The sequence below is a fragment of the Micromonospora palythoicola genome, from assembly GCF_036689795.1.
GTDB classification, from domain to species: Bacteria; Actinomycetota; Actinomycetes; order Mycobacteriales; family Micromonosporaceae; genus Micromonospora; species Micromonospora palythoicola.
Genome location: NZ_JBAGKI010000001.1, coordinates 8,743 through 34,369, shown reverse-complemented (window position 1 = coordinate 34,369; position 25,627 = coordinate 8,743). Strand labels below are relative to the sequence as shown.

Genomic DNA, 25,627 nt, shown 5'->3' with positions numbered 1-25,627 from the left:
TGCTGCGCCGGCTGTTGGGCCGCATCGGCTGCGGCTGCTCAGTCTGCGGTGGCTACTCGGGCGGTTCGGGTCGCGACGCGGTTCGGGTCGCGCCGCTACTCGGGCCGCGGCTGCGGTTGGGGCTGTTCGGGCTGCTCCGGCTCATTGGTGAGCGCGGCGGCGAGCCGCCCCAGGAAGGCGTCTACCTGCCCCATGTCGTAGCCGCGCAGCGCGACGGTGAGCGTCGTGGGATCCAACTCCGCCCTGACCGCCTGACGCTGCGCTGTCGTCCCCGACGCGAGCACGTCCAGGCCCCGCCCGACCAGGTCGTCCACCATCCGCTTCTCATAGCCGCGCAGCGCCGAGTCGAAGACCGGCTCGGAGACGCCCCGCTCACCTGGCCGGACGTCGGTTCGGTCCTGCCGGGTATCGGTGAACCGACCACCGCTGACCCGGGTCAACTCGGCGGCCACCTCGTCGGCCGACTCCCGCACGTCGGCGAGGTCGAGCAGGACCAGAGCGGGCCGGCCGTCGACCGGGTTGCGGCCGGTGAGTGGCCGGTCGATGGTCGATCCGACGCCCGGGACCAGCAGCAACGACGGGGTGGGTGGTGCCGCGCCCGCTCCCCGTGCTGGCTGATCCAGCACTATCGCGCCGATCTCGGCCCACGGGACCAGCCGGTTGAGCCCAGCGGCCCTCAGGTCCAGCCCGTCGGCGCCGATCCGGAACCGGAACGGCCGCAGTGACCGGGCGGTGATCCAGCCACCCGTCAGCAGGGCGGCTCCGGCGAAGATCCAGACACCGGTCCCGGGGGAGTCCTTGCCCAGCGGCAGCGACACCCCGAGCGCGAGCAGCAGGACCCCGAGTGCCAGCGAACGCCGATTCCTACGCAGCTCCACAGCGACACCTCGATCATCTGAGCGGCCGTGCAGAGCATGGCACGCCCACGCAACCGACGCTGACCCTGCCCGCACCGGCCACCACCGACCGCTGACGATCAACCGGGACTCGGTGACCTGGCGGCTCTGGTCAGGTGGGCCGATCCGGCCGCTCTGGGCCGGATGGGTTGCTCCGGCCGGGTGGGTTGTCCTGGTCGGACTCGTGGCTCTGGTCGGGCGGGCTGCCCCGGTCGGGTCGGGTGTGCAGGTCCGGCCAGCGGGCGATCAGGGCCGCGAGTTCGTCGAGCATCGAGTCCACGGCGGCGCGGTCGTAGCCCAACTTGCTCGTGGGTAGCTCCGCCCGCGCCTGCTCGAAGCTCATCCTGGCTGTCCAGCGCGGCAGCGACTCGTCGATGAGCAGCCCGTCGCGTCCCTGTCGGATCAACTCGTTCACCCGAGTTTGGTCGTAACCCCCGGGCACGGCGGCGAAGTCCGGCGACTCGAAACGTGCGAAACGCTGGTGGCGGATGTCGACGAACCGGCTCCCGGCGAAGCGGGCCAGAGCCACCGCCACCTCGTCCAACGACTGGCTGACGTCGGCGAGGTCGAGCAGGACCAGCGCCCGTCGCCCGTCGGTCGGGCTCTGCCCGTCGAACGGGCCGTCGATCGTCGAACCCGCCGCCGGCACCAGCAGCAGACAGGAGTGGATGGGCTGCTTCTCGCCGATCGTCGGCACCTGCTGGTCGAGGATGATCGCGTCGATCTCGGCCCACGGCACCGCCCGGTTCAGCCCGGCCACCCGGACGGCCAGCCCGTTCGGCCCGATCTTGAATGTGAACGGCCGGCGTTCGGCGAAGACGATCCCGCCACCCACCAGCAGGGCGATGAGGCCGACGATCCACCCCAGCACGCTGAGCTCGAAGCAGCCCAGCAGGAACACGCCGGTCACGAAGAAGAACAGACCGAGCACCAACGGACCACGGGTCTTCCGCAACTCCACATCGACCCCCTCGAATCAATGAGGCGTTGCGGAGAGCATGGCACGGGCCGATTGGTCGGGGTGTCCCCCGGCGGCTGTGATGCCCAGCCGGCCCAGCGGCCGGTCCCGGCGGGCTCTCCAGGACGTCGGCCCGCGTCGGCCACAGCGGAGGCGGGTCAGGGCGCGCCGAAGTCGGGGACGGTGATGGTGCCGTCCGCGGCGATCGGGAAGCCCGGATTCCAGGCGATCTCCCAGAGGTGGCCGTCCGGGTCGGTGAAGTAGCCGGCGTACCCGCCGTAGGAGGTGTCGCGGGCCGGTTGGGTGACCACGGCCCCGGCCCGGGCGGCGGCGACCATCAGCTGATCCACCTCGGCGCGCTCGCGTACGTTGTGGGCCAGCGCGACCCCGGTGAACCCGCCCGCGCCCCGGTCTGCGACACCGGCGTCCTCGGCCAGCGACTGGCGCGACCACAGCACCACGGCGAGCCCGCCGGCCTGGAAGAACACGGTCTGCTCGACCTCCTGGCCCTGCCAGCCGAGCTGCCGGTAGAAGTCGCGGGACCGGGCCAGGTCGGTCACGCCGAGCGTGATCAGACTGAGTCGCTGCTCCATCGTGGGAACCTAACGTGCGGCTACGACAGCTTCGGCGAAACAGAGAACTCCCGGTGCCGCGCCGGGCGGCACCGGGAGTTCCTGCTCAGGTCAGCTCAGCGGAGCGCCGCCGGGCTGCGCCACGTTGTTCACCGTGAGGGTGTACGGGGCGTACTGCGTGACCTGCTCGGTCGGCTCGTCGTAGGCGACGATCGCGACCACCTTCGGGAAGGCGGACAGCAGCGCCGTCTGGATCAGACCGAGGGTGAAGTTCGACTTGCCGTCGACCTCCACCTGGTAGGCCAGCTTCAGCTTCTCGTTGATGCCGACGAAGCGGACGTTCCAGTTCGCCACCGGCGTCGGGTTGATCTCCGACGGCGAGTCGAACGGCTCCAGGCTCGAACCGTCGCTGACCAGCGTGCCGCCGACCGCGATGTCGTCGATCAGCAGACCGCCCTCGTTGACACCGCCGTCGCTGACGTACCGGAAGCTGACCAGCACGTCCTGCCCGGCGTACGCGGACAGGTCGAACGAGTGCGGCTGGAAGCCGTCGGTGGTGCCGTTCAGCGCCGGGCCGAGCGGACCGGCGACCGTCTCCTCACCGGGGATGACGGTGTAGGTCTCGCCGCCGTCGGTGGAGACGCTCACGTAGCCGTAGTCGTAGCCGGCCTCGGCACCGTACTTCGCCAGGAAGGTCAGCGTCGGGTCGGCGGCCGGCACGGTCACCGGGGTGACCGCCGCGACGTCCAGGCTGTTGCCGTTGCCGGACCACAGCACCGGGTTGCCGCTGCGATCCGGGTCGTCGTTGACGATCTGCCAGGCCAGCGGGACCGGCGGCAGCGTCTTCGCGCCCTGGAACTTGATCGACCGCAGGTCGCCCAGGCCAAGTGGCTTACCGTTGGCCTTCTGCAGGGTGACGTAGTCGGCGCCGTTGGGTGCCGCGCCAGCGGCCGCGTACGAGGCCGGGTTGGCCAGGTTCACGGTCGCGTCGAGGCTGGCCGTGGTGACCCGGCGCTTGTCCACGCCGAGCATGATGCCCAGCTTGGAGTTGCCGACGATCCGGTCCACCAGGTTCATCGTCTGGTAGTCGTGGATCACCTTGTACATGTCCTTGACGCCCTCGGCCTGCAGCGCCGCCTCAAGGCTGGCGAAGCCCTGAAGCTCACCGTCGCGGTGCAGCCGAGAGATGAAGTCCAGACCGTAGCGGTCGTACAGGAACAGTACGAACGAGTAGACGTTTCCGTAGTCGGCGAGCACCCCACTCGACGTGCTGCCCTCGTTCCACAGGTTTATCGAGTTCTCCGGGCCGCCACAGTCCCGTGGATTCGTGTTGTAGTCCGTCTGGACGATGCCGAAGCCCTGGAAGCAGTAGATGTGGCTGTCCGTGCCGGGCTCGTCGACCCGGGCCGTGGCGTCGACGTACCCGGCGAGCGTCTGCACGAAGTCGGAGAGACCCTCGTTCAGCCAGGTCGTCTCGAACGGGTCGGTGTAGTAGTGCGCCAGGTGCTGCCACTCGTGGATGAACGTGCCCTCGTACAGCTGCGGGCGGGCCGGCCGGCTGGTGCACAGGTCGTCGGTCGGCTCGTTCGGCGGGTTCGCGCCGGTGCGGTGCGCCCAGTCGAACGCGTCGACCGTCATGATGTTGCGGTCGAGCAGCTCGTTGAAGAGCGAGAAGTGGAACCCGGCGATGTAGCTGGGGGCGGCCGGGAAATCGTAGAAGTTGTCGTCGCGTACGTTGTCGACGAGCGTGACCGTCCGGTTGCCGGCACCGGTGAAGTCCCCGTCGATCTGCGCGTTGCTGCCGTCGCGGTCCGGCGGGGTGCTGAACGCGGCCGTCGACTTCGGGTACATGTTGGTGTCGAACTCGTGGACCAGGCCCGCGACCTGCTCGTCGGTGACCACCGTGGAGTTCGGGATCTGCCGGCGGCAGTCACCCTCGGGGAACTCCGTGTCGTTGGCGACCCACACCTCGATGTTGTCGCCCACGCCGCGCAGCGTGTAGTCCTTCAGGTAGATGATGCCCTGGTAGTCGTCAAGCGCCAGCCACTGCCGGACCGTGCCGACCGGCGGCGTGTCGGCCGCGGCGGCCTTCGACCGGGCCTGGGTACGCGGCTGGTACTGGGTCGGCGCCTCCAGACGCTGCCCGTTGAAGGTGAAGTCCTTGCGGGTCAGCTCCCGGACGTCACTGGCGAGCCCGGTGGCCGGTGCCGGCACCGGCTTGACGGTCGCGGCCTCAGGGGTGGCCGAGGCCGGAGCCGGCTGAGCGATGACGAGTAACGGTAGGACGATGGCGCTGGCTGCTATCCCCGCGAAGCGGCGTCGTGCCACGAAACCTCCTCATAGGTGGAAGACCACCCGGCCCGGGGTGGCCCAGGCACCGGTGGATCTACGCACGCTGATCGAGCGTCCCCGTATCCTGTGCACGTCGCCCCCGATCAGGCAACCCTCTACCGCCATCGATCAGCAAGAACGAGTCGATCGACCACCTTTTGCGCAGTTCGAAAGACAGGCAGGCGCCGCCTCGGGCGTGCCGTGGCCAGTTGCCGGAAATGCACCCGGACCAGTCAGCCGCGGGCAGGCCCGACTCTCACCAGTTGGCTGAGTCCGACCAGCCGGTCTGCAGGTTCTGACCAGCCAATCTGCGGGCTCACGTAGCACCTACGGCCGATGTCACGGTGTTGATCTTCCCCGCTAACCTCTGCCGCACTGCTTGCCAGCTGGCAAGCAGAAGGACGTTTCTCGGAGCGTGTAGCGCGGTCGGCACGGAGGCGACCGTGCATCGCAGCTACCCGACCCGCTTCATCGATCAGGAGTAACGCATGTCGCAGCCCGCCGTCTCTCCGCAACAGCAGCCGATCCTCGTGCAAGTCCGCCAGAAGGACACCGGTATCGCATACCTGTTCTGGTTCCTGCTCGGCGTCTTCGGCGGCCACCAGTTCTACCTCGGCAAGACCGGGCGGGGGCTGCTCTACCTGTTCACCCTCGGCCTCCTCGGCGTGGGCGTCCTGATCGACCTGTTCACGCTGCCGAGCCAGGTACGTCAGGTCAACACGCAGCTCGCCGTGGGCACCCGCTGACCATCCGAGGCTGCCACCCGGCAGCGGTGAACGGCCCCGTGAGCTGCGGAGACGCACTCCGGGGCCGTTCTTGCCGAGGACGGTCAGCCCCACTTCGTCCAGCGCTCGACGATCGGTTGCCACCTCAGCCACCTGGCACCCGAGACGGCCACCGGTCCACCCGAGGAGGAACCCTTGACGGAACCATCCCCGCAGGCGATCGACAGCTGGGAGAAAGCTGAGCTGAACGCTGCCGAATGGATGCGGTACTGGGGTTTTCGCGACGCACGCGTTACCAACGGTGGTGCCGATTCAGGCGTAGACGTCCGTTCACACGAAGCGCTCGCCCAGGTGAAATACGAGGCAGTCCAGGTTGGGCGACCGGTGTTGCAGCGCTTGGTCGGCGCTCGGGGGCGAAGTGCCGAGAAGGCCTTGTTTGTCTTCTCCGGCGCCGGATTCACCTCTCACGCCGTCGAGTACGCCAATGACATGGACATCTGCTTGTTCAAGTACACGCTTGCAGGCTCGATGAAGGCCGAGAACCGCACTGCTCGGGATTTCCTGCAGCGGTTCGAGGCTCAGCGAGCCGCGGTCGAGCAGCCCCGCCTTGCCGTGCGGGCTGATAGCGAGCAGGAGGAGACTGCGGCACACGCGCGGATGCTGGCGGGGTTTTCCACCGGGCTGAGAGCTCTGGAGGCGAAACAGGTTGCCGCAGGCGTGCGTACGAGCGCAGGCGTGCGGACGGGAAGGGCCACCCCTAGGGGGCGGGTCCGTCTGGGGTTCGGCATCGCGTTGCTGCTGGGTTGGGTTTGTATGGCGCTTGCACTCCAGTCGCTCGGTGACGCGGTGGTCAGGATTGTCTGGATCGGCCTTTCAATCGTCTTGATCGTCTCGGGAATCGCTGCCCTGTCGCGCGGAACCGTCGAAGACTAGACGTCCACGGGACACGGCTGGGCGAATGAACAGGCGGAGCTGGCGAGGGCTCCGGCCGGACAACCACTTCAGGTTGTCGCCGACGTCAGGCAGCGATAGCGCGGGCGGCAGCGTACATGTCGGCGGGTAGCGGGTGGCGTAGCCGCCACATGATCCGCATCGGCCGGTCGCCGGTGTGTTCCTGGTACGTCATCGGGCCGGCGTACAGGTAGGCCGGCGCACCCAGGTCACGGTCCGGCACCCGGGTCTCCCGTACGAAGAGATGCACAGTCGAGCCCCGTGCGGCGTGGTGGATGTAGCGCTGGCCGGTCGCTGACGTCGATGACGTGGTGCTCTGCGACTCCCACTGGAACAGCGTGTCGGTGATGGCCCGGTCGGCGTACATCGTGGTGGGGGAGTAGTGCTGCTCGGACTTGACCAGGGTGACGAAGAAGATGTCGGCCTTGGCATCCGGCAGCCACTTCACCCCTTCCCGCAGCGAACCCGGGTTCGCCATGCCGAAGGCGGCACACGCCTCGTTGCGGCTGTAGCGGGCATGCACGTTGAGCGGCAACCCGTCGACCGGCACCGTCACCCGGTGGATGCGCTCGCGGAGCACCTCGGCCACCTGCCGCAGCTCGGCGCAGCGCGCCGGCTCGGCCCAGAGCCGGGTGAGCCGGTCCTCGCGTTCGGTGAGCGGCGCGTTCGGCCCCCACAGGTCGAAGTGCAGCATGTCCCAGAGTTGCCCGGTCTCCGGTCGCTCGCCCGCCGCCACCCGGGCCAGCAGGTCGAGCCGGTCCGGATCGTCCAGGTGCAGCATCCGCCCGATGGCCCGGCTCAACTCGCGGTCGTCCGCCCCGCCCGGCGCGGCTTCCAGCCCGGCGAGCCGCCGCAACCCGGTCCACCCGCCGACGCTCGCCGACCGGTACACGTCCTCGATCTCCACGCCGGCCTCGTGCAGAAACACATCAAGGTCGACGTCCCCGAGCAGCCGCAACTCCTTCGCCAGCCCGGTCTTCGAGGTCGGCATCGCCGAGCGCAGGTTGGCCAGCACAATGTCCTTGGCCACGCGGTCGAGCTGGATGTGGCAGCCGCTCGGCAGGGACGGGAAGTCCTCGCGTACCGCCTCGGTTATCGCGCGGCGGCTGACCCCGGTCAGAGCGCGCCAGCGTAGGTCGAAGCGGAAGTTGGCGTGCTGCCCGCCGATGAAGTCGAGCACGGTCAGGCACGGTTTGTCGTCGTCCAGGCGCAGCCCACGGCCGAGCTGCTGAAGGAAGATCGTGGCACTCTCGGTGGGCCGCAGCATCAGGATGGTGTCGACCATCGGCAGGTCCACACCCTCGTTGAACAGGTCAACTGTGAACAGCACCTTGACCGTGCCGTCCCGGAACTCCTTGAGCAGCGCCTGCCGCCCGGCCGCGTCGACCCGCGACGTGATCGCCGCCGACCGCACACCATGCCTGCCGAACCAGTCGGCCATGAACTCGGCGTGCCCGATGCTCACGCAGAACCCGAGCGCCCGCATCCGGTCGACGTCGACGCTGTCCCGGACCGCCCGCAGCACCATCCGCGCCCGCGCGTCGTTGCCGGTGTAGACGCCGTCCAGCTCAGTCGGGTCGTACCCCTGCCCGCGCTTCCATCGAAGCTGCGACAGGTCGACGTCGTCGTGCAGCCCGAAATACTGGAACGGTGCGAGCAGTTGCCGCTCCAGCGCCTCCCACAGATGCAGCTCCACGGCCGCGCGACCGTCGAACCACCGCCGCACGTCGCCGCCGTCGCTGCGGTCGGGCGTCGCCGTCAATCCCAGCAGTACGCGCGGCTTCAGTCGGGTGAGGAGTCGGGCGTACGTCGGCGCTTCCGCGTGATGGAACTCGTCGACGATCACCATGTCGTACGCCTCGGGGTCGATCTCCCGCCGGTGCAGCGACTGGATCGAGGCGAAGACGTGCCGCCAGTGCTGCGGCGCCCGGCCCCCGACGAGCGTCTCGCCGAAGCTACCGTCCCCCATGACCTGCCGGAACGTCGCCAGGCTCTGCCGCAGGATCTGCTCCTGATGCGCCACGAACAGCAGCGAGTCGACTGCCTTCTCCCGGTGCAGCCGGCGATAGTCGAGCGCCGCGACCACCGTCTTGCCGGTACCGGTGGCCATCACCACCAGATTGCGCCAGCGGCCGTGCACCTTCCGCTCGGCGTCCAGGTCGGCAAGGACCTCGGCCTGGTACGGGTACGGCCGCACATCCAGGTTGGCAATCTCGGTCGACGCCTCGTCGCGGCGCTCCCCGCGCAGTGCGGTGCGCAGCCGCTCACCGTCCCTGGCCGGCTGGTAATCCTCAAACGCCGGGTCGTGCCAGTAGTCCTCGAACGTGGCGGTGAACGTGTCGATGACGTACGGCTGCTCGACGTTGGAGATCCTGACGTTCCACTCCAACCCGTCGACAAGCGCCGCCTTCGACAGGTTCGACGACCCGACGTACGCGGTGGTCATGCCGTTGTTGCGGCGAAACAGCCAGGCTTTGGCGTGCAGCCGGGTGGTACGCGTCTCGTAGGAGATCTTGATGTCAGCGCCGAGTTCGGCGAGGCGGTCGAGGGCGCGTTGGTCGGTCGCGCCGAGGTAGGTCGTGGTGATGACGCGGAGGCGACCGCCACGGTCAATCAGGTCGCGGATGGCCGGCTCGATGATGCGCAGGCCATGCCATTTGATGAACGCGCAGAGCAGGTCGACCTGGTCGGCGGACGCCATCTCGTGGGTGACCTCGTGACCGATGCGCGGCTGATGACGACCGTTGACCAGCAACGCGCCCGTGGAGAGCGGCGTAGTGGGGCGCACCGGGAAGGCGGGTGCCGCGGGCGGCGTCGGCGGAGCCGCGATGGCGTGCAGAAGTTTTCTGGCGTCGATTACCTGGTCCTGCCCCGCCGCTGCCTTCGGGCTGAGAGCGGCGATGGCCTCGGCGATGCGATTAGCCAGGTCCACCTGCCGGGACAGCTTGTCGTCGTCGGCGGGGACGGCGTGCAGAGCGCGGTGGGCCAGGGCGGCGATGTGGCGGGCGAGGGCATCGGGAGCGTCGGAGGGATCGAGCTTGGCGCGCTGCACCAAAGCGGAGCCGAGGTGTTGAAGACGGCTAGCCAACTCGTGAGTGATCAGGTGCTCGTAGATGCCACGCTCAAGATCCGTCACCCCGGCAACTTAGTCGGCCAAGGGAACTAAGCGCCTGTCGTGGCGTGGAGTCCAAGTTCTGCTGTCGGGTCCCCGACAGTCGTGCTCAACATCGCTGCAGGGTCTCCCCGTTCACCAGTCACTGCCGGCCAGCCGCCGTGGCGCTTGGTTCTCGATGGCCTACTCCCTGAGCTGGGAAGCAGTCGCGACCTCGACAGTAGTTGCCGTTGAGCAATGTTGGCTTGGCGGGTTGTTGACGGCGCAAAGAGGTGAGATGGGACCGGCTGAACGGGTGAGTACTTGGGGTTCCCACCGGTGGGGGGCCTGCCGGTAATGTCGCGGCACGCCTTGTGGGGAGGTGAGGTCGATGCTTGCTGGGCTGGAGGTGCCGCCCGCGGTCGAAGCGGAGTGGGTCATCACCGCCGTGCTGGCTGAACTGCTCTCCGGCGCTCGTCGAGGGGGTGCGGTCGAACCGTTAGCGGGAGCCGGCAAGTGGATGGTAAGGGCTGATGCTACCAACCGAATCGGCGCGTCCGGGTCTGTTTCGGCTCGCAGCGCTGCTGCGTGGGTTTACCGACGTGCCCTCCACGACGCCGGCGGTGCCTCAATTCCTGGGGCTGACCTTTGCCAGTTGCTCTCAATCCCGCACCTGGCGACCCAAAGGTTTCTGCATGCCTGGTGACACTGCGAAGGCCCCACTGGCCTCTGCCCACCTTCCGTCAGCACACCATTCGATCATCGCGCCTGGGCGGTTCGTGCAGCACCCAGGCATCCCCGGGATCGCTCGGATCAAGGCCCGAGTTGGTGCCAGTGTGGAGGTTGAGGCGTTCGAATCTGTTGCCGAGTCAGTAGTTGCCACCTGGTCGCTACCCGCCAGTGAATGTCGACCGGTCATTCTGCCTGCAGAAACAAGGGTGTTCTGGCGGGATGCTGGGACGGGTACGTGGCATGCCGGTCGAGTGATCGCCGGTGGGCCGGACGAGTACGCAATCCGCCTTCCGAACAGCGATTATGACGTCCGGGTTTCGGGTGCCGAATTACGGGTTCGCTGGCATCGGGCGGTGCGATCTCCCATTGAGGTGCTGGCCGCGCGGGCGAACGAATCCCCCTACTACCGCAGCGCGCGACTACCGATGTTGCACAGCCTGGTCACCCAGCGTGCGGCCTCGGCAAACTTCTCAGCGCTGGTGTCCGCCGCCATCGAAATCTACCCGCACCAGATCGACGCGGCGCTGACTATGCTCACCGATCCCGTGCAGCGCTACCTGCTGGCTGACGAGGTGGGCCTGGGCAAGACCGTCGAAGCTGGGCTGGTCATCCGGCAGCACCTCATCGACCATCCGACTGCCCGAATCGCTGTTCTCGCCCCCGACATCCTGCGCCGGCAGTGGAGCAGCGAACTGCGCACCAAGTTCTTCACCGAGGACTTCCCTCAGGCAGAAATCCGGATCGGCCAGCATGAAACACCGGAGCGTTGGAACGAGTATCACCGGTTCGATCTGGTTGTCATCGACGAAGTGCACAACCTCACCCGGGCCGGCAACCCTCACGACGAGCCCTACCCGCAACTGGCGGCCCTGGCCCACGCCGTTCCCCGGTTGATCCTGCTGTCGGCGACGCCCGCCACCGCTCGCCCGGAGTTGCACCTCAGCCTGCTGCACCTGCTTGATCCCCACCTGTACCGGTGGGCGGATCTCGAACAGTTCCGGCAGCGCTTCGCCGATCGGCGGCGACTTGCCAACGCCGTCCACGGGCTCAACGCGGATCTCGAGATGCTGTTGCCGGATGTGCTGTCGGAGATCGCGGAACTGATCCCCGACGATGCCGCCTTCACTCGACTCGCCGACAATGTCCGCCAGTTCCTCAGCGAGGACGACGAATTGAGCGACGAGGCCGACCGGCCGCGGCTGGCCGGCGCCCTGGAGGTGCTGCGCGCGCACATCAGCGAGACCTACCGGCTGCACCGGCGGATGATTCGGCACCGTCGGACGCAGGTGCTTCGCATGAACGACGACGGCCTCTTGCCGTTCGAGGTCACCGGTCGTCGCCGCCCTGACGCCTTGACGTTGGGCGGCCAGCGGGCGGACCTCGTGTACCAGGCGCTGCTGGGTTGGCAGCAGCGGGTGGCCCAGTGGCTGCTGGACAACGATGACGACCAACGCGGACACGGGTATGGCCAGGTGTTGGCGGTGCTCGCTAGTCGGGCCGACGAATTGTCTCACGACCTTGCTGACGCGCTGCGATGGCGGCTCGACGGCGAGGCGGCCGCCGCAGATCGAGCCGGCCTGTCGGCGACCGAGCGGAAACTGTTGCGGCAAGCACCGCCGCTGCCGTTCGAACGTCAGACAATGACCGAGTTGGACGACGCGGCAGGCGCCGCCACGCTGCGCATCAGCGACCTCGCCCAGGCGGTCAGAGGCCGGCAACGGCCCGTCGTATTCTGTGGTCCGGGCCAGCTAGCCGACGACCTCGGGGCGGTGTTAGCTCGACGCACCGGATGGACGGTACTGCGGCATACGCGCGCCCGTACTGCCGCCCAAGTTGCCGCTGACCTGGACCGCTGGCGCGCTGGCGGAGCGCTCCTGCTCGTCGACGACACCGGCGAGGACGGGCTCAACCTGCAGGACGCCGATGTTGTCGTTCACTTGCGGCTCCCCTGGTCGCCTAACCGGCTGGAGCAGCGACTGGGCCGGGTGGACCGTTTCTCCGGTTGCTTCGGCGCAAGCAGCGAGCCCGCCGCCCAGCACTGCGAGGCGGGCGGCAACGCAGACGACTCGTTCGTCGCGGCCTGGCGTGAGTTGCTGACACGGGCATTTGGCGCATTCGACGGTTCGTTGTCGGCTCTGCAAGACATCTTGGACGAGCTGCAGGTCCAAGCCTGGGAGGTGGCCCTGCGCGAGGGACCGACGGCAATGACGGCACTCGCCGGTAAGATCACCGCTGCACTTGCGCACGAGCGCCGCGAAATCGAGGCGATGGACGCGCTGGAGTCCGTCCATCACGCCACACTGGGAGTGCGCCTGGCTAAGCGGATCGACCGGATGGAGCAAAGCTGGCCGCAGCACGAACGCGCCCTGCGGGCACTGATACAGGGTGCCAGCGGCGGCCTGCGGCTCTCGGCCGAGCCCGATAGTGGGCCGGTAGTCACGATAGGGGTCGACCACCGGAGTCCACCACTGATCTCACCGCTGATCCTGGCCCAGGAAGGTGGTCGTTTGCCGGCCGACAGCATGACTGGGGCGTTCAACCGCAACGTGAGCCTGCGCCGGCCCGGGGTGCGACTGTTCCGCATCGGTAACCCTCTCGTCGAATTACTCGCCGCCGTAGTGGCAATCGACGATCGGGGGCAGGCCTCCGCGCTGTGGCGTCGTGGGCGATCGCAGGAGTCGGTTCACTTTGGTTTTGACATTGTGGTGGAAGCTGACTTGGACGCTGCGCTCTCCCACTCGGCGGCGGGCACGGAAGCCCGACACGCCATCCGGCACCAGGCCGACCTGCTGCTGCCGCCCTTTATGGACCGCATCTGGTTGGACGCTGCGGGTGTGCAAGTCACCGACGAGTCCTTGCTGCGCTGGTTGAACGCCCCGTATACGCACCAGCGCGACGTAAACCTTAACTCTGATCGAATCACCGCGCTGTTGGATAATTTCGGCGGGCCTGAGCGTTTCGCCGCTGCCGCCCGCAGTGCCGAGGCTACCGCTCGGCATCTGGTCGCCCAGGGCGAGCGCGTACGTAACAGAACTGCCGCAGCCTACGAGGAAGGCACTAGGGCACTGGCTGTCCAACGGGCGCAGGCACTGGCTCGGCAGGCTGCCGGCCGCCTGCTATCAGACACCGAAAGCTACGTCACTAATGTCTTGTTGGGCGGCCTTCTCGTAGATGGCCTGCGCACGCCGAAGCCGCGGGTTGTGGCCGCGATATGTGTTGCCGGGGGCGACCTGTGGGGAGACGGCCGTGCCCCTCGATGATTGGGCCACCGCGCAGTCAATCTGGCGGGCGTGGCCAGACGGCTGCGGCGACATTCCGGCTGCCGGCACGTGTCTGCGACTCCGCGATGCGCTGACCGGGATGACACGCGGTACGGCGCGGTGGCGGGACGTTACCGCCCTGACCCGTCAGGTATTACTGGAACACCACGCTCGCACCGGCGTCCAGTTTTCGCTGGTGGTGCCCCTAAATCCTGCGCTGCCGGACGCCCGACAGTGGGAGTCGGCGCTCTGCGCGACATTGGCCACCCAGGACGGGCTGCGAATCAGCGCTGAACCGTGGGCCCCTCCCAATGATGAAATCGCCCGGGCCGACCTGCGCCAGGTTTACACCGACGCTTCCAGCCGTGCACTGACAGTGCCGGCGGACCCCTTCTGGACCGAGGCGCTGGGCCCACGGTTTACCCATTACACCTCCCACGGGCAGCGCCAGGCCGCGCGTACCGTGGCTACAGCGCCGCCCGGCGCCACCGTCATCGCCTGTCTCCCGACAGGCCAGGGTAAGACCGAGGTGGCGTGGGCCAGCGTGTTACCGGCGACGCGGCACGGTGGTGTTGCGGTGATGGTGGTACCGACCGTGGTCCTCGCTTTGGACATGGAGCGGCGACTCCGCCAGCACCTGCATGAATGCGGTGACGCCGCGGGGGCGGCGCGCACGTACGCCTACACCGGTGGCCAGGACCAGGCGATGAAGGAGGCGATCCGCCGCGATATCCGCTCGGGCCAACAGCGCGTGGTGATCGCCGCTCCCGAGGCGCTGATGAGCGGCCTGAATAGCGCGCTAGACGCCGCTGCGGCAGCCGGTCACCTGACGCATCTGATCATCGACGAGGCGCACATCGTTGAGCAGTGGGGCAACGACTTCCGGCCGGAGTTCCAGGCGATCACTGCCAAGCGTCGCTCCTGGCTGGACCAGGCCCCGCCCGGCCGGCAGGTGGTGACCGTGGCGATCAGTGCCACACTCACCGCCGCACAGGTCCAGACGCTTACCAGTGCCTTCGGCGGCCCCGGACCCCTGGAGTTGGTCTGGGCGTCGCACACCAGATCTGAGCCGATTTACCTGGTCGACGAGTTTGGCGACCGGGGCGCGCGCGACGAAGCGGTGCTGGAGGCAGTCAGCGCCTTGCCTCGGCCGCTGATCCTCTACACCACCACCCGCGAGGACGCCGAACTGTGGTGCAACCGACTGGACGGGGCCGGCTTCGGCCGTATCACCCGTCTGACCGGGGAGTCCACCGAGACGGAGCGACGCGCTGTGCTTGCAGGGTGGCGCGGCGAGGATGCCACCGGAGCGCCGGCTGACACTCGGTTCGACGTCGTCGTCGGCACCTCGGCGTTCGGTCTGGGCGTGGACATGCCCAACGTCCGCGCGGTCGTGCACGCCTGCCTACCCGAGACTATTGACCGCTACTACCAGGAGGTGGGGCGCGGGGGCCGAGACGGCCGCCCCTGTGTGGCGTATCTGGCGACGGCGCCCGGCGACTTGAACCTGGCCGAGCGGATCAACCGCATGATCCTGATCGGCGACGATCGCGGCTGGCTACGGTGGCAGGCCATGCGCAGCAAGGCGCGCTGGCTGCCGGACAGCAGGCTGGAGATCGACCTGGTCCAGCTACCGCCGCACCTGCACGACGAATCCGCCCGCAACATCCAGTGGAACGTCAAGCTACTCAATCTGATGGAGCGGGCCCATTTGATCCGCCAGGAGGCGCCGGCCCAGCGGCAGGACCAGAGCGAGGGTGCCCCGCCTGCGGGTAGCCACCCCGTGCTCCGGGTCGTCGCCGAACTGGACGGCCGGCTCAACGACCCCGCTTACTTCGAGGCAGTATTCAACGTCCAGCGCGACCAGGTGCAGGAGCAGCAGCGTGTCGCGCTGCGACAGCTGTCCACCCTCGTCAAGGGAAACCGCTGCGTCGCGGACGTACTGGCCGAGTACTACCGGGTACCCTGGGACGGCGGGGTGCTGTCGACCGCGCGCTTCTGCCGCAGCTGCCCCTATTGCCGCCGCACCGCCCGGACTGCCGACATCAGTGGCCTGCGCCGCCGTGGCTCCGAGCCATGGCCCGACAGCGCAAGCTGGCCCCAGCCGCCCGATCCACTGGCCGGGTACCGGGGCGGCAGCCCACTGCTGAGCATCGCCTGGTCCCAGCGTTCCCACTTCGAAGACCTCGTACCGGATCTGATCGAGGCACTCGCCCGCCGTGGCTACGTCGTGGTGGGGGGACCCGCCCTGCCCGCGACCGTGGTACGCCGGGCGCAGCGCCGAGCCGCGCCGAGCCCGATCATCGTGGACGGCGACCACAGCATGCTCGGCGCGTACGAGGGTCCGCTGGTCTGGTTGCTGGACGACGCGCGGGCGCCGCTGCCGGCCGCATTGGTCGACCGTCTGGCCGGACCGGATCCGACCTACCTCGTCCATCCGGCCGATCTGCCCGATCAGCAGCGGCCGGATACGCCGTTGCGGTACATGAACAAGTCCGTCTCGCTCGACATCCTGGTAAGGGACTCCGCATGGTAGCGCTGATAAACGTCGAATCGTCGCTGCCACGACCGCTGTGGGCCTTGGTCCGTCACCTCGCTGGCCAGCCTCGCAAGCGGCAGCGGTTAGCCGAGGCGGAGGCCATTCTCAGCCCGCCGAGCCTGATCCCCGAGGGTGATAAGCAGCGGACCTTCGAGCGAGCCGCACGCACCGCCGAAGAGTTCGGCCTGGTCGAGCGGACCGAGGATGCTCTGACGCTGTCCGCCGAGGCGCGGGCGGTCGACGGCGAGGACATCGAGGCCTTCTATGACCTGCTGCGCCAGCGCGTCCTCAACCGTGTCAGCGCCGAGATACTGGCCACCGATCCGTCACAGACCCAGGGCAAGGATCTGTTGCGCTCGCTGTGCTGGTTCCTGACCTTGGACAGCCAACTGACCCGGGTGACGGCGAACACCTTCGGCATCGAGCAGCACAACGTTCTGGCCGAGGGCCTCGGCAACCCACTGCAGAACAAGGAGCGGTGGAACGGCTTCACGTACTGGGCGCCGGCGCTGGGCTTCGCTGACGCGCCGCTGCTGCCCTCGGGCGGAGCGCGGGCACTGGTGCCCGATTGCACTCGGGCAGTGCGTCGTACGGTGCGGCAGCAGTGGCGCCTGGGCACCCGACTGGGCGCCCAGGAGTTCGTTGACGCACTGCTCTACGCGCTGCCGGTGTTGCCCGGTGGAAGGTTCAGCGTGGCGCTGGGCCTCAAGCCGGGTCTGCTGGACGTGGCCGCCTCACTGTCGTTCGCGCTGCAACGGGGGCGCGAAGAAGGCTGGTTGATATTGAGCGCGCCCGCGGACGCCGGCGGCGGCGTCCAGTTCAGCGACCCACGGGCCGCCGGTGGAGTTGGCCGGTTCACTCATGTCGAGATTGGAGCGGTCGACGATGTCTGACCAGCCGGAACGGATTTGCTGGGAGGTCTCCACAGCGATCGCCACGCTGAGCACTGAGGCGGTCAGCCCGTCCACCTCGGTGTTCCTCGCCACCCACGCGCCGCTGCGGATCAGTCGCCGCGACCCGCAACTGCGCGCCGACGTGGCCGGCACGACGGTCACCGAGGAGGACGTACTGCAGGACTTCCTGCACCGGCCGTTGGGCAACGGCGTGCTACTCATGCCGGTGATCGGCGAGCCCGGCACCGGTAAGTCGCACCTGGTGCGCTGGGTGTACGAGCGCACCAGGCGGCGGCCGGCCGACAACCGCGTGGTGATCCATGTGCCCAAGGCGAGCACCAGCCTGCGCGCCCTGGTTCGGATCCTGCTGGACCGCGAGGACATCATCAGCGAGAAGCTGATCCAACTGCGCCGACAGGTCGACGACCTGGCCAGCGGCATGGACGAGCAGGCGCTCCAGCGGCACCTGCTGTTCGCCCTCGCCGAAGCGGTTGCGGCGGCCGATCCCGGTACCGACAGGAACCGCCGGGCTTTGGTCGGCCCGACGAAGCTGGCCATGGTGCTGCGGGACGTGCACGTCGGCGGCCACCTGTCGCAGGAGGGCGCGCTGATTCCTCGCCTGGCGGCCAGCCTGCTGCACGACCGGGGTGACGGCGAGGCGGACCGGCCGACGCAGTTCACTCCGGCAGACCTGCCACACATCGCCGACGTCGACGCGGCCGCCAGCGATGTACGGTCGCTGCTGACGATGATGATGGATCGGCCACTGCTGCAGAAGGCTGCAGCGGACCTGATCACCGAAAACCTCTCCACCGCAGTACAGCAGGTTTTCAAGCTCGGCGGCCGGCTACAGGACGCCATGCTCACCATCCGCCAGGAGTACCACAAGCAGGGCAAAGAGATCATCCTCCTGATTGAGGACTTCGCGGTTATCCAGGGGTTGCAGCGCGACCTGCTCGACGCACTGATCGAGGCCGGCGTGCGTGACGGCCGGCAGGTGTTAGCCCCGGTACGCACGTTAATGGCGGTAACCACCGGCTACTACCGGGACTTGGCCAAGACCGTGGTGTCGCGAGTCGAGGCTGCCACCCCGTACGTCTACGACCTCGACGCTGCGTTCGACTCGGAGACCAAGGGTGCGGGGCACACGATGGATTTCGTCGGCCGGTACCTCAACGCCGCTCGGGTCGGCGCGGAAAATCTGGACGCGGCCGGCGTGGCTAACAACGCTCCCGTTCCGAACGCATGCGCGGACTGCCAGTTCCGGACCTCCTGCCACGAGGCGTTCGGCGTCTCGGACAGCGGACACGGCCTGTTCCCGTTCAACTGGCCGGCCCTGCGCCGAGCCGTCATGAGCACCGCCACCGAGGACGCAGCGTTCAACCCACGCCGGATTATCGGGCGGGTTATCCGGCCGGTACTGGAGGACGCCGAGTCACTGGCCACCGGGCAGTTCCCCAGCCCCCGGTTCCGCGAGCAATTCCCGCTTGCCCGCGACGAGCGGGCGCTGTCGCCCGCTGTCAAGGTGGACATCGCCGACCTCGATCCGGTGGATCACGAACGACGCGCGTTGCTGCTGGAGTTCTGGGGAGACGCCCCGCCGGAAGCACTTAACCTGGAGCCGGGCATCCATGAGGCGTTCGCGATTAACCCCCTTTCCACCGCGCCGACCGCCCCCACCAGTTCGCCGCAGACAAGAGGCGCACCCGCCGCGTCAGATACCGCCACGCCGGGCAGCACCACGTCCCAGGTCTCGCAACCGACACCTGCCGTCGATCCGCGGAACAAGTGGTCCCGCTCGCTGCGGACCATGGTCGAGGACGTTGCCGAGTGGGAGGCGGGCCGCCGTCCGCTGCTTCAAAACACCGCATTGGCAATCCGGCGCATCGTCAGTGCCGCAGTGGTCAACCGGTGTGACTGGAGTACACCGCTGATGGCAGAGCCAAGCGCCGACGTGAAGCGCTCGGCCTGGCCCGTCAAGTCGAGCGTCGTGTCCATCGAGGACGCGGACGCCGAGGCGCAGAACGCGGGCGCGCCGATCCGCTTCAATCGCAACGCGCACAATGCCATGCTCTTTCGCCACCTGCTCACCCTGGAACAAGGGGTGGAGGACCCCGGCAATACCGCCGCACTGCCGCGACTGGCCCGGCTCGCCGACCGGCACCAGGGCGACCTCATCCAGGCGGTGCAGCGAGTCCGGTCTGCGGATGACGAGCACCTGACAGCGGGTCTGACGGCGTCGCTGCTTGGCGCGTCGCTGGCCGGGCGAGCCTGGCCCGGCATGAGCGACGCCGAGTTGATGGCTTTGGCCTTCGATGACGGCGCTTCGTGGACTCTGGCCGATGCTGCACTGCGCACTGCGCGCTGGGTCGACTCTTTCGAGAAACATCGGGTCCACCGCCGCGCGCTGGTGGCGGAGTTGCGGCAACTGCTGGGAGTCGCGCAGGGCTCCTCCGGCGCCGTCCGCATCCTCGACGCCGGCCGGGCGATGCCGCTGGTGCGACAGGCCGCCGCACACTGGGCCTGGGAGCCCGGCACGGCCGCGGCGTCCTGGTACAGGGACGCCGCCGCTCCGCTGCGCCATTTCGAGACGCTGGTGGAAACCCAGCTGACCATGCTGCGGGAGCACCGTAGCCGGCTCGCCGAGTGGCTGCCGGTCGGCGCGAGTGTCAGTGAGACCCTCGACGCTGTCGAGCAGGCGTTTCAGGAGGCGACGAAGGTGGGGCTGCTGCCCGGCGGCGAGATGCGGCAGACCTTCCCGACGCAACTGACCGCGATGAAGACCCGCGACTGGCGGATCGTCGAGCAGTTGCGCCGCGACCTAGAACGCGTTGAGTCGGCCGAGGATGCCCAATGGCGGAGGGCGTGCATCACCGCGGCCAGCCGTGACCGCGGCGCGGACCTGGGCGCCTTGATGAGTTTCCTGCCTTCCTGCGACGACTGGCTGACCGCCGGCCTGCAGGCGGCCCACCTGCGCACCGGCGGGCTGGGCGAGGACCTAGCCGAGCAGGTCCGCCAGGTCCACACCGAATGGGAGCAGATCGTGGCGAATCCGCACCTGGGAAAGGAGTCCTATGAGTAATCAGTCGGTGCGGGACAAGGCCCTGATGCTGGCCTCCGAGGCTCGCCGGATCGACCTGGGTCAGCAGGAGGAGGCCACTGCGGTCGCCGTGAGTAGCCGGATCAGCAGGCTGCGCGACAAGCTGGATGGACTGCGCACCACGCTGCAGGCCGCGCGTCGCTTGAACTCGTACGGCGCGGACATCCCGCTGAATAACGTCGACGAGGGCCTGGACCGGTTCCGCCAGCGCGCCGGCGACGGGCTGCCCTCCAAGGTGGCTCTCGATGGAGCAGCCCGCACCGTGGAGCGGGTGGAGAATCAGGTGCGGCAGGCGTTGCGGGAGGCGTGGCGTGCCTGGTGCGAGCAGTGCCTGGCAGAGTTGCGCCGGGACCGGCTAGTGATGCTCTCCGCTGACGAGACCGCCGCAGCCGAGGAGGCCCTGGCCGACCTGGAGAAGCTGCGCCGCGGAGACCCACGGGCGGCGGCTATCCAGCAGTTTGCGATCAGCCACCGCGAACTGCGCGCACAACTCGACAACGCCCCAGATCCCGATCCCGAGGTGCTCGAACTGCTACGCCGTCTGCAGGTCGGGACAACGCTGGACAAGCTGACACCGGCCGACCTGCAGTTGCTGTACGACCGGCAGCTCGCCGGTACCGTCGAGGTCCGGCGGAGGGCCACATGATCGACGATCGGCCGTTCCTGTCCGGGGTCCTCGACGACCTGGAGGACCTGGAACTGCCGCTGCTCAGTTGGGGAGTGACCAGCGGCGTCATCACCCGCGACGAGGTACTGGCCGCGACTGAGGAGCGCTTGCTCCACCCTGATGCGCCCGACGTGCTCGCCGATGAAGTGCTGGAGGAGTTGGAGCGGCGCGGCCTGGTGATCGAAATCCCTCGATCATCTCCACGCAGTTACCGGACCAGGTTGGCCGAGACGGTGCGGCTCACGGCCGCGTTGCGTCAGATGTTCCCGACAGCCAACCGGACCGGCCGCTGGTGGGACCAATCACCGAAGCTCGTCGCCGACTACCGCTTGCACGTAGCTCGGCGTCGCTACCCGGCGCGGAACATCCCGGTCGAGTCGCTGCTGGCGGCGCTGTCGGCGTTGGATGACAACGGTCTGGACGAGCGCCAGACCGCAGTGGTCCGCGCGCTTCTCGGCGAGCGTGAGTTGGCCCGGTTCCAGGTGGAGGCAAGCACTGCGATCCGCCGCCGGCTCGCCGCTGGCGTGGGCCGTGCGGTGATCGTCGGCGCGGGTACCGGTAGCGGCAAGACCTTGGCGTTTTACCTGCCGGCGCTGATGGAGATGGCCGACTACGCGCACGCCGGCGGAGACGGCGTGCATACCCTGGCGCTGTACCCGCGCAACGAATTGCTGCGCGACCAACTCCGCGAGGCGGTGGCGAACGTCGGCGCGGTGAACGAGGCCCAGGGTGCACACGGGGGCCGGCCGCTGCGCATCGGCGTCCTGTACGGCGACACCCTGTACAAGGCTGACGATCGGCGGCTGGGCCATCGCGGCGACGGGGCCTGGCGCCGGCACGGCGGCGACGCTGTGTGCCCTTACCTCAAGTGCCCCACCTGCCGTGGCGACCTGGTCTGGTCCGAGGCCGACCGCACGGCTGTGCCGCCGCGGGAGCGCCTGCGCTGCGCCGATCGGCGGTGCGTTCAGCCGGTGATCGCGCACCTGGTCCTGACCCGGGACGGCCTGCACCGCGACCCGCCGGACCTGCTGTTCACCACCACCGAAATGCTCAACATCAGCAGTACAGAACCCCGGCAGGCGCCCCTGCTGGGATGGACCGGCCGGAAGGTACCCAAGCTGGTCCTGCTGGACGAGGCTCACACCTACGGCGGGATGCACGGGGCCCAGGTCGCGTTGCTGCTGCGGCGGTGGCGCAGCGGCTTGGGCCGCCAGGCCACGATGGTGGGTCTGAGCGCGACGCTGCGCGATGCAGCCGACTTTTTCGGTGAGCTCACCGGCATCGACCGCCACGACGTCGACTACCTCACCCCCCGGCCGGCGGATCTTGAGGAGGAGGGCCGGGAGTACGCGATGGCGCTGCGGGTGGATCCGGTGTCCCGGGTCAGTCCGCTGTCGACCACGATCCAGGCGGCAATGCTGCATGCCCGCACCCTGGACGTGCGCGGAGCCGAACTGCTGTACGGGTCGCGGGGGTTTGTGTTCACCGACGACCTGGACGTCACCAACCGCCTGTTCAACGACCTCACCCATGCTGAGGGTGGCCGGACTGCAGGGCCGCGCCGCCGCCCTCAGGTGTTGGCCGGGCTCCGCTCGGCCAACACTGCCACCCACGACCAGTACGCCGATGGCCAGTCCTGGGATCTTGTGCACCGCATCGGCCGGCACCTAGACCCGCAGGCGATGACCCACGGCCTGCGGGTCGCCCGCACATCGTCCCAGGACAGCGGGGTGGACCAGGACGCCGACCTAGTGGTGGCCACCGCGTCGCTCGAGGTCGGTGTAGATGACGACCGGGTCGGCCTTGTCATGCAGCACAAGGCCCCGCGGGATGCCGCGTCGTTCCTGCAGCGGCGCGGTCGGGCGGGCAGGCGCCGCCTCACCCGGCCGTGGACCGTGGTGACGCTGTCGGACTTCGGCCGCGACCGGCTCACCTACCAGGCCTATGACCAGCTGTTCGCCCCGGAATTGCCCGCCCGGCGGCTACCAGTGGGCAACCGATTCGTGTTGAAGATCCAGGCGACCCAGGCGATGCTGGACTGGGTCGGCCGGCGTACCCAGTGTGACTCCCGGCGGGTGGTTCGGGCGCCGGATCCCAAGGCCCCTGACCCGCACCCCGGCACAGAGGCGGTGCTCAAGCAACTGCGCGTACTGCTGGAGGACCCGAACGTCCAGGCCGACCTGGCTGGCTGGCTGCGGCGGGCACTGGACATCTCCGCCGTCGAGGTGACCGCGCTGCTGTGGGAGCCGCCACGGTCGCTGCTGCTCAGCGTCGTCCCGACCATCCTGCGTCGCCTGGAGTCGCGCTGGCGTGCGTACGCGCCCGAGCCAGGAGCGCGGCCCAGATCCCTGCTGGCGGAGTTCGTAACCCGCACGTTGTTCGATCCACTCAACGTGCCGGAGGTGTATTTCCGGCTGCCGTTCAACGCCGACGACGAGTCGATGCCGATCGAGCGGGCGCTACGCGAGGCGGTGCCGGGCCGGGTGAGCCGCCGGTATGGGTACCGCAACGCGCACGATCGCACCTGGTTGCCGTTGCCCGACCCGCGGGCCGCGGGAGCTCTCGAGGTCTCCTCGTTCACCGCGCAGTACGACGATGAAGGCTGGTGGGAACCGGCGGGCAAACCGGCGGTACGGGTACTTCACCCGCATCTGATCACCTTGGCGGAACCGCCGCCAGAGGTGCGTGACCAGTCACAGGGCGTTCCCGTGTGGGCGTCGCAGTTTGTCCCCGACTACCTCTACGAGGGCGCTATTCCCCGGCCCTCGAGTTGGCAGGACCGGGTGCTGTCCGTGGGATTCGCCACCGGCGCCGCTGGTAATCCGGTTCAGGTCCGCCGGATGACCACCGGTGCCGCCTGTACCACGGTGACGGGCAATGGACGGACAATAACGGTGAGCAGCACCGTGCGGTACCAGCACCGCGGAGAGCCCGCGGCGCTGGGCTTCAGCCTGGATGTGGACGCGATCCGATTCACCGTGGCGCCTCTGAACCTCCATGACGAGGCGGTCGTCGCGCACCTGTGCTCCCCGCAGTGGCGGTCCATCGCGTTCAAGGCCGCCCTGGCCTTGGACCCCGAACTGGACGACGACGCAAACGCGTTCCAGCGTGGGTGGCTGGCCCTGATTTACACCACCGCATACGCGCTGCGGCGCGCCACCGACATCGACACCGACGCGCAGCAGTCGCATCGGGCGCTGACCGGTGGCCGGTGGGCGGCCCACGTTGATCAGGTGCTCAACGCCATCTACCGCAGCGATGGCAGCACCACCCCCAGCGGTCTGGTCAACGACCTGAGCGACCTGGCACGCCGGCCTGCGGTCATCGCCGCCGTCGATCGACACAGCCGACTGCTGTGGTGCGACGATGTCGCGACGCTGACCACGGACCTGGCCCAGCGCGCCTACCGGGACACCGTTGGCGCGGCTATTCTGGCCGCCGCGCAGCGGGCCTGTCCGGACGCCCAGGACGGTGACCTCATCGTTGACGTCCTGCCGCCAGACACTCCCGACAAGCCCACAACGATCTGGCTGAGTGAAACCGCGATCGGCGGTCTGGGCATTATGACCCAACTCGTTCCCTACTATCAGCAGGACCCGCGCCGATTCTGGGCGCTCGTTGACGGCGCGCTGGCACCCAGCGACTACGAATACCTGCACGACACACTGACCCAACTGCTGCGGCACGTGGTGGCCGACCCCCATTCCACGGCGGCGAAGGCGATTGACACGCTGCGCAACCCGTCCTCCGCCGCAGATGCAGAGCGCGCTCTGGTCACGTTGCTCCAGGCTTGGGCGGCCATCGATGGGCATCCCCGCCAACAGGCAGTGGCGGCCCTGTCCACCCGGCTGCTGCGACACGGCACCGACGCAGGAACTGACCGACTGGTACTCGAGTTGATGCACGCCTGGGACAGCACCCAGAATCGCCTCGGGTTCGAGATCGAGGCCGCCGTCTTCGCCTACCTCGTCGGCACGGGCGGCATCGCGATTGCCGGCCTGGACACGCGCCGCTTCGGAGCCGACCAGGTGTACAGCCTGCTGTGGCCGCGCGGAGCAGAGGCTCGGTCGCAGCAGTTGGCCCACTACCAGCCGTACGCGCCACAGGCACTAATCGACCGCCTGCTCGTACGAGCGGCCCACGATGAGCGGCTGACACAAGTAGACGTCACCGAGCACCAGTGGCGGGAACGGTACGTCGACGAGATCGCAGCCCGCGGTGCGGTGCGGTTGGTCGCGCCAGTCGACCGGATAACGGACCTGACCGCCGCCATGCGTACGGTACCGACCATCGCCGTCGACCACGGTGCGCTACGGGTGTACGGCGACGTCCGCGTCGTCGATCGAGAAGCTGCGCAGGTGCGGTGCGTGGTTGAGATTCGGGAATTCGCCCAATGAGCGACGAGCGGCTGATCCGGACCAGTGGCCGCACCGGGGTCCGGATCGACGGAATCCTGGCCACGGTGCTGCTGGCCGAGTTGATGGTGCCCAGCCGCCACCTGTGGCTGGTGTCGCCGTGGATCGGCGACGTCGACGTCATCGATAACCGCAGCGCCGCCTACGACAGCGTGTTCGTCGACCCGTCCAGCCGCGTCTACACCTTTGCTGAGGTATTGGCCGCAACCACCCATCGGGGCGGGCGACTGTCGGTAGTGACGCGACCCGATCCGTTCAACGATGTCTTTCTCGACCGGCTGTTCCGACAGGCGGCAGCGGGACAGGCGCAGGTGATGCGAGCCGAGGACGTGCATGAGAAGACACTGTGCGGCGACGACTGGTTGATGACCGGCTCGATGAACTTTACCTACCGAGGCATGAGCATCAATGACGAGATCGTCAGCTACCGCGTCGACCCCGCGATTGCCAGTGCTGCTCGGATCGACTTCACCCGCCGCTTCGACAACGCAAGGTGA

Annotated in this window: 14 protein-coding genes; 9 read left to right on the top strand and 5 right to left on the bottom strand. The window is 68.3% G+C overall.

Features of this window, described 5'->3' with window-relative positions:
• Nucleotides 1-95: 95 nt before the first annotated feature.
• The 4 genes from V5O40_RS00110 to V5O40_RS00095 form a co-directional block, all read right to left on the bottom strand.
• A complete protein-coding gene (locus tag V5O40_RS00110; protein ID WP_332903501.1) occupies nucleotides 96-878 on the bottom strand; it encodes a DivIVA domain-containing protein in 783 nt (260 codons plus the stop codon).
• A 130-nt stretch (nucleotides 879-1,008) separates the two neighbouring features.
• On the bottom strand, nucleotides 1,009-1,857 hold the full coding sequence (locus V5O40_RS00105; protein WP_332903500.1) for a hypothetical protein: 849 nt from the start codon (nucleotides 1,855-1,857) through the stop codon (nucleotides 1,009-1,011).
• Between the two features lie 155 nt (nucleotides 1,858-2,012).
• Nucleotides 2,013-2,447: a VOC family protein gene (locus V5O40_RS00100; protein ID WP_332903499.1), complete on the bottom strand. Its 435-nt coding sequence runs from the start codon at nucleotides 2,445-2,447 to the stop codon at nucleotides 2,013-2,015.
• 90 nt (nucleotides 2,448-2,537) lie between these two features.
• The gene (locus V5O40_RS00095) at nucleotides 2,538-4,754 is read right to left on the bottom strand and encodes a choice-of-anchor J domain-containing protein (protein ID WP_332903498.1); all 2,217 of its coding nucleotides are present in this window, start codon (nucleotides 4,752-4,754) and stop codon (nucleotides 2,538-2,540) included.
• A 491-nt stretch (nucleotides 4,755-5,245) separates the two neighbouring features.
• On the opposite strand from V5O40_RS00095, the gene V5O40_RS00090 reads away from it, so the two are divergent.
• Nucleotides 5,246-5,503, top strand: a complete 258-nt coding sequence (locus tag V5O40_RS00090; RefSeq protein WP_332903497.1) for a TM2 domain-containing protein — start codon at nucleotides 5,246-5,248, stop codon at nucleotides 5,501-5,503.
• Between the two features lie 174 nt (nucleotides 5,504-5,677).
• Complete coding sequence (locus tag V5O40_RS00085; RefSeq protein WP_332903496.1) at nucleotides 5,678-6,415, top strand: restriction endonuclease; 738 nt, start codon at nucleotides 5,678-5,680, stop codon at nucleotides 6,413-6,415.
• 85 nt (nucleotides 6,416-6,500) lie between these two features.
• Here the strand turns inward: V5O40_RS00085 and V5O40_RS00080 are convergent, their stop codons facing one another.
• Nucleotides 6,501-9,569, bottom strand: a complete 3,069-nt coding sequence (locus tag V5O40_RS00080; protein WP_332903495.1) for a DUF3427 domain-containing protein — start codon at nucleotides 9,567-9,569, stop codon at nucleotides 6,501-6,503.
• A gap of 488 nt (nucleotides 9,570-10,057) precedes the next feature.
• On the opposite strand from V5O40_RS00080, the gene dpdE reads away from it, so the two are divergent.
• From dpdE to dpdK, 7 genes are read left to right on the top strand one after another with little or no spacing between them, the layout of a single operon-like run.
• Nucleotides 10,058-13,516 carry a protein DpdE gene (dpdE, locus tag V5O40_RS00075; protein WP_332903494.1) on the top strand — a complete coding sequence of 1,153 codons (3,459 nt, stop codon included), beginning with the start codon at nucleotides 10,058-10,060 and terminating at the stop codon, nucleotides 13,514-13,516.
• A complete protein-coding gene (dpdF, locus tag V5O40_RS00070) occupies nucleotides 13,503-16,052 on the top strand; it encodes a protein DpdF (protein WP_332903493.1) in 2,550 nt (849 codons plus the stop codon). The genes dpdE and dpdF overlap by 14 nt, the downstream gene beginning before the upstream one ends.
• On the top strand, nucleotides 16,046-16,948 hold the full coding sequence (gene dpdG / locus V5O40_RS00065; RefSeq protein ID WP_332903492.1) for a protein DpdG: 903 nt from the start codon (nucleotides 16,046-16,048) through the stop codon (nucleotides 16,946-16,948). Before dpdF ends, dpdG begins: the two co-directional genes overlap by 7 nt.
• Nucleotides 16,941-20,030 carry a protein DpdH gene (dpdH, locus tag V5O40_RS00060; protein WP_332903491.1) on the top strand — a complete coding sequence of 1,030 codons (3,090 nt, stop codon included), beginning with the start codon at nucleotides 16,941-16,943 and terminating at the stop codon, nucleotides 20,028-20,030. The genes dpdG and dpdH overlap by 8 nt, the downstream gene beginning before the upstream one ends.
• Entirely contained in the window at nucleotides 20,023-20,694 is a 672-nt protein-coding gene (locus tag V5O40_RS00055) for a hypothetical protein (protein WP_332903490.1), read from the top strand. The genes dpdH and V5O40_RS00055 overlap by 8 nt, the downstream gene beginning before the upstream one ends.
• Nucleotides 20,691-25,112, top strand: a complete 4,422-nt coding sequence (gene dpdJ / locus V5O40_RS00050; protein ID WP_332903489.1) for a protein DpdJ — start codon at nucleotides 20,691-20,693, stop codon at nucleotides 25,110-25,112. The genes V5O40_RS00055 and dpdJ overlap by 4 nt, the downstream gene beginning before the upstream one ends.
• On the top strand, nucleotides 25,109-25,627 hold the full coding sequence (dpdK, locus tag V5O40_RS00045; RefSeq protein WP_332903488.1) for a phospholipase D-like domain-containing protein DpdK: 519 nt from the start codon (nucleotides 25,109-25,111) through the stop codon (nucleotides 25,625-25,627). Before dpdJ ends, dpdK begins: the two co-directional genes overlap by 4 nt.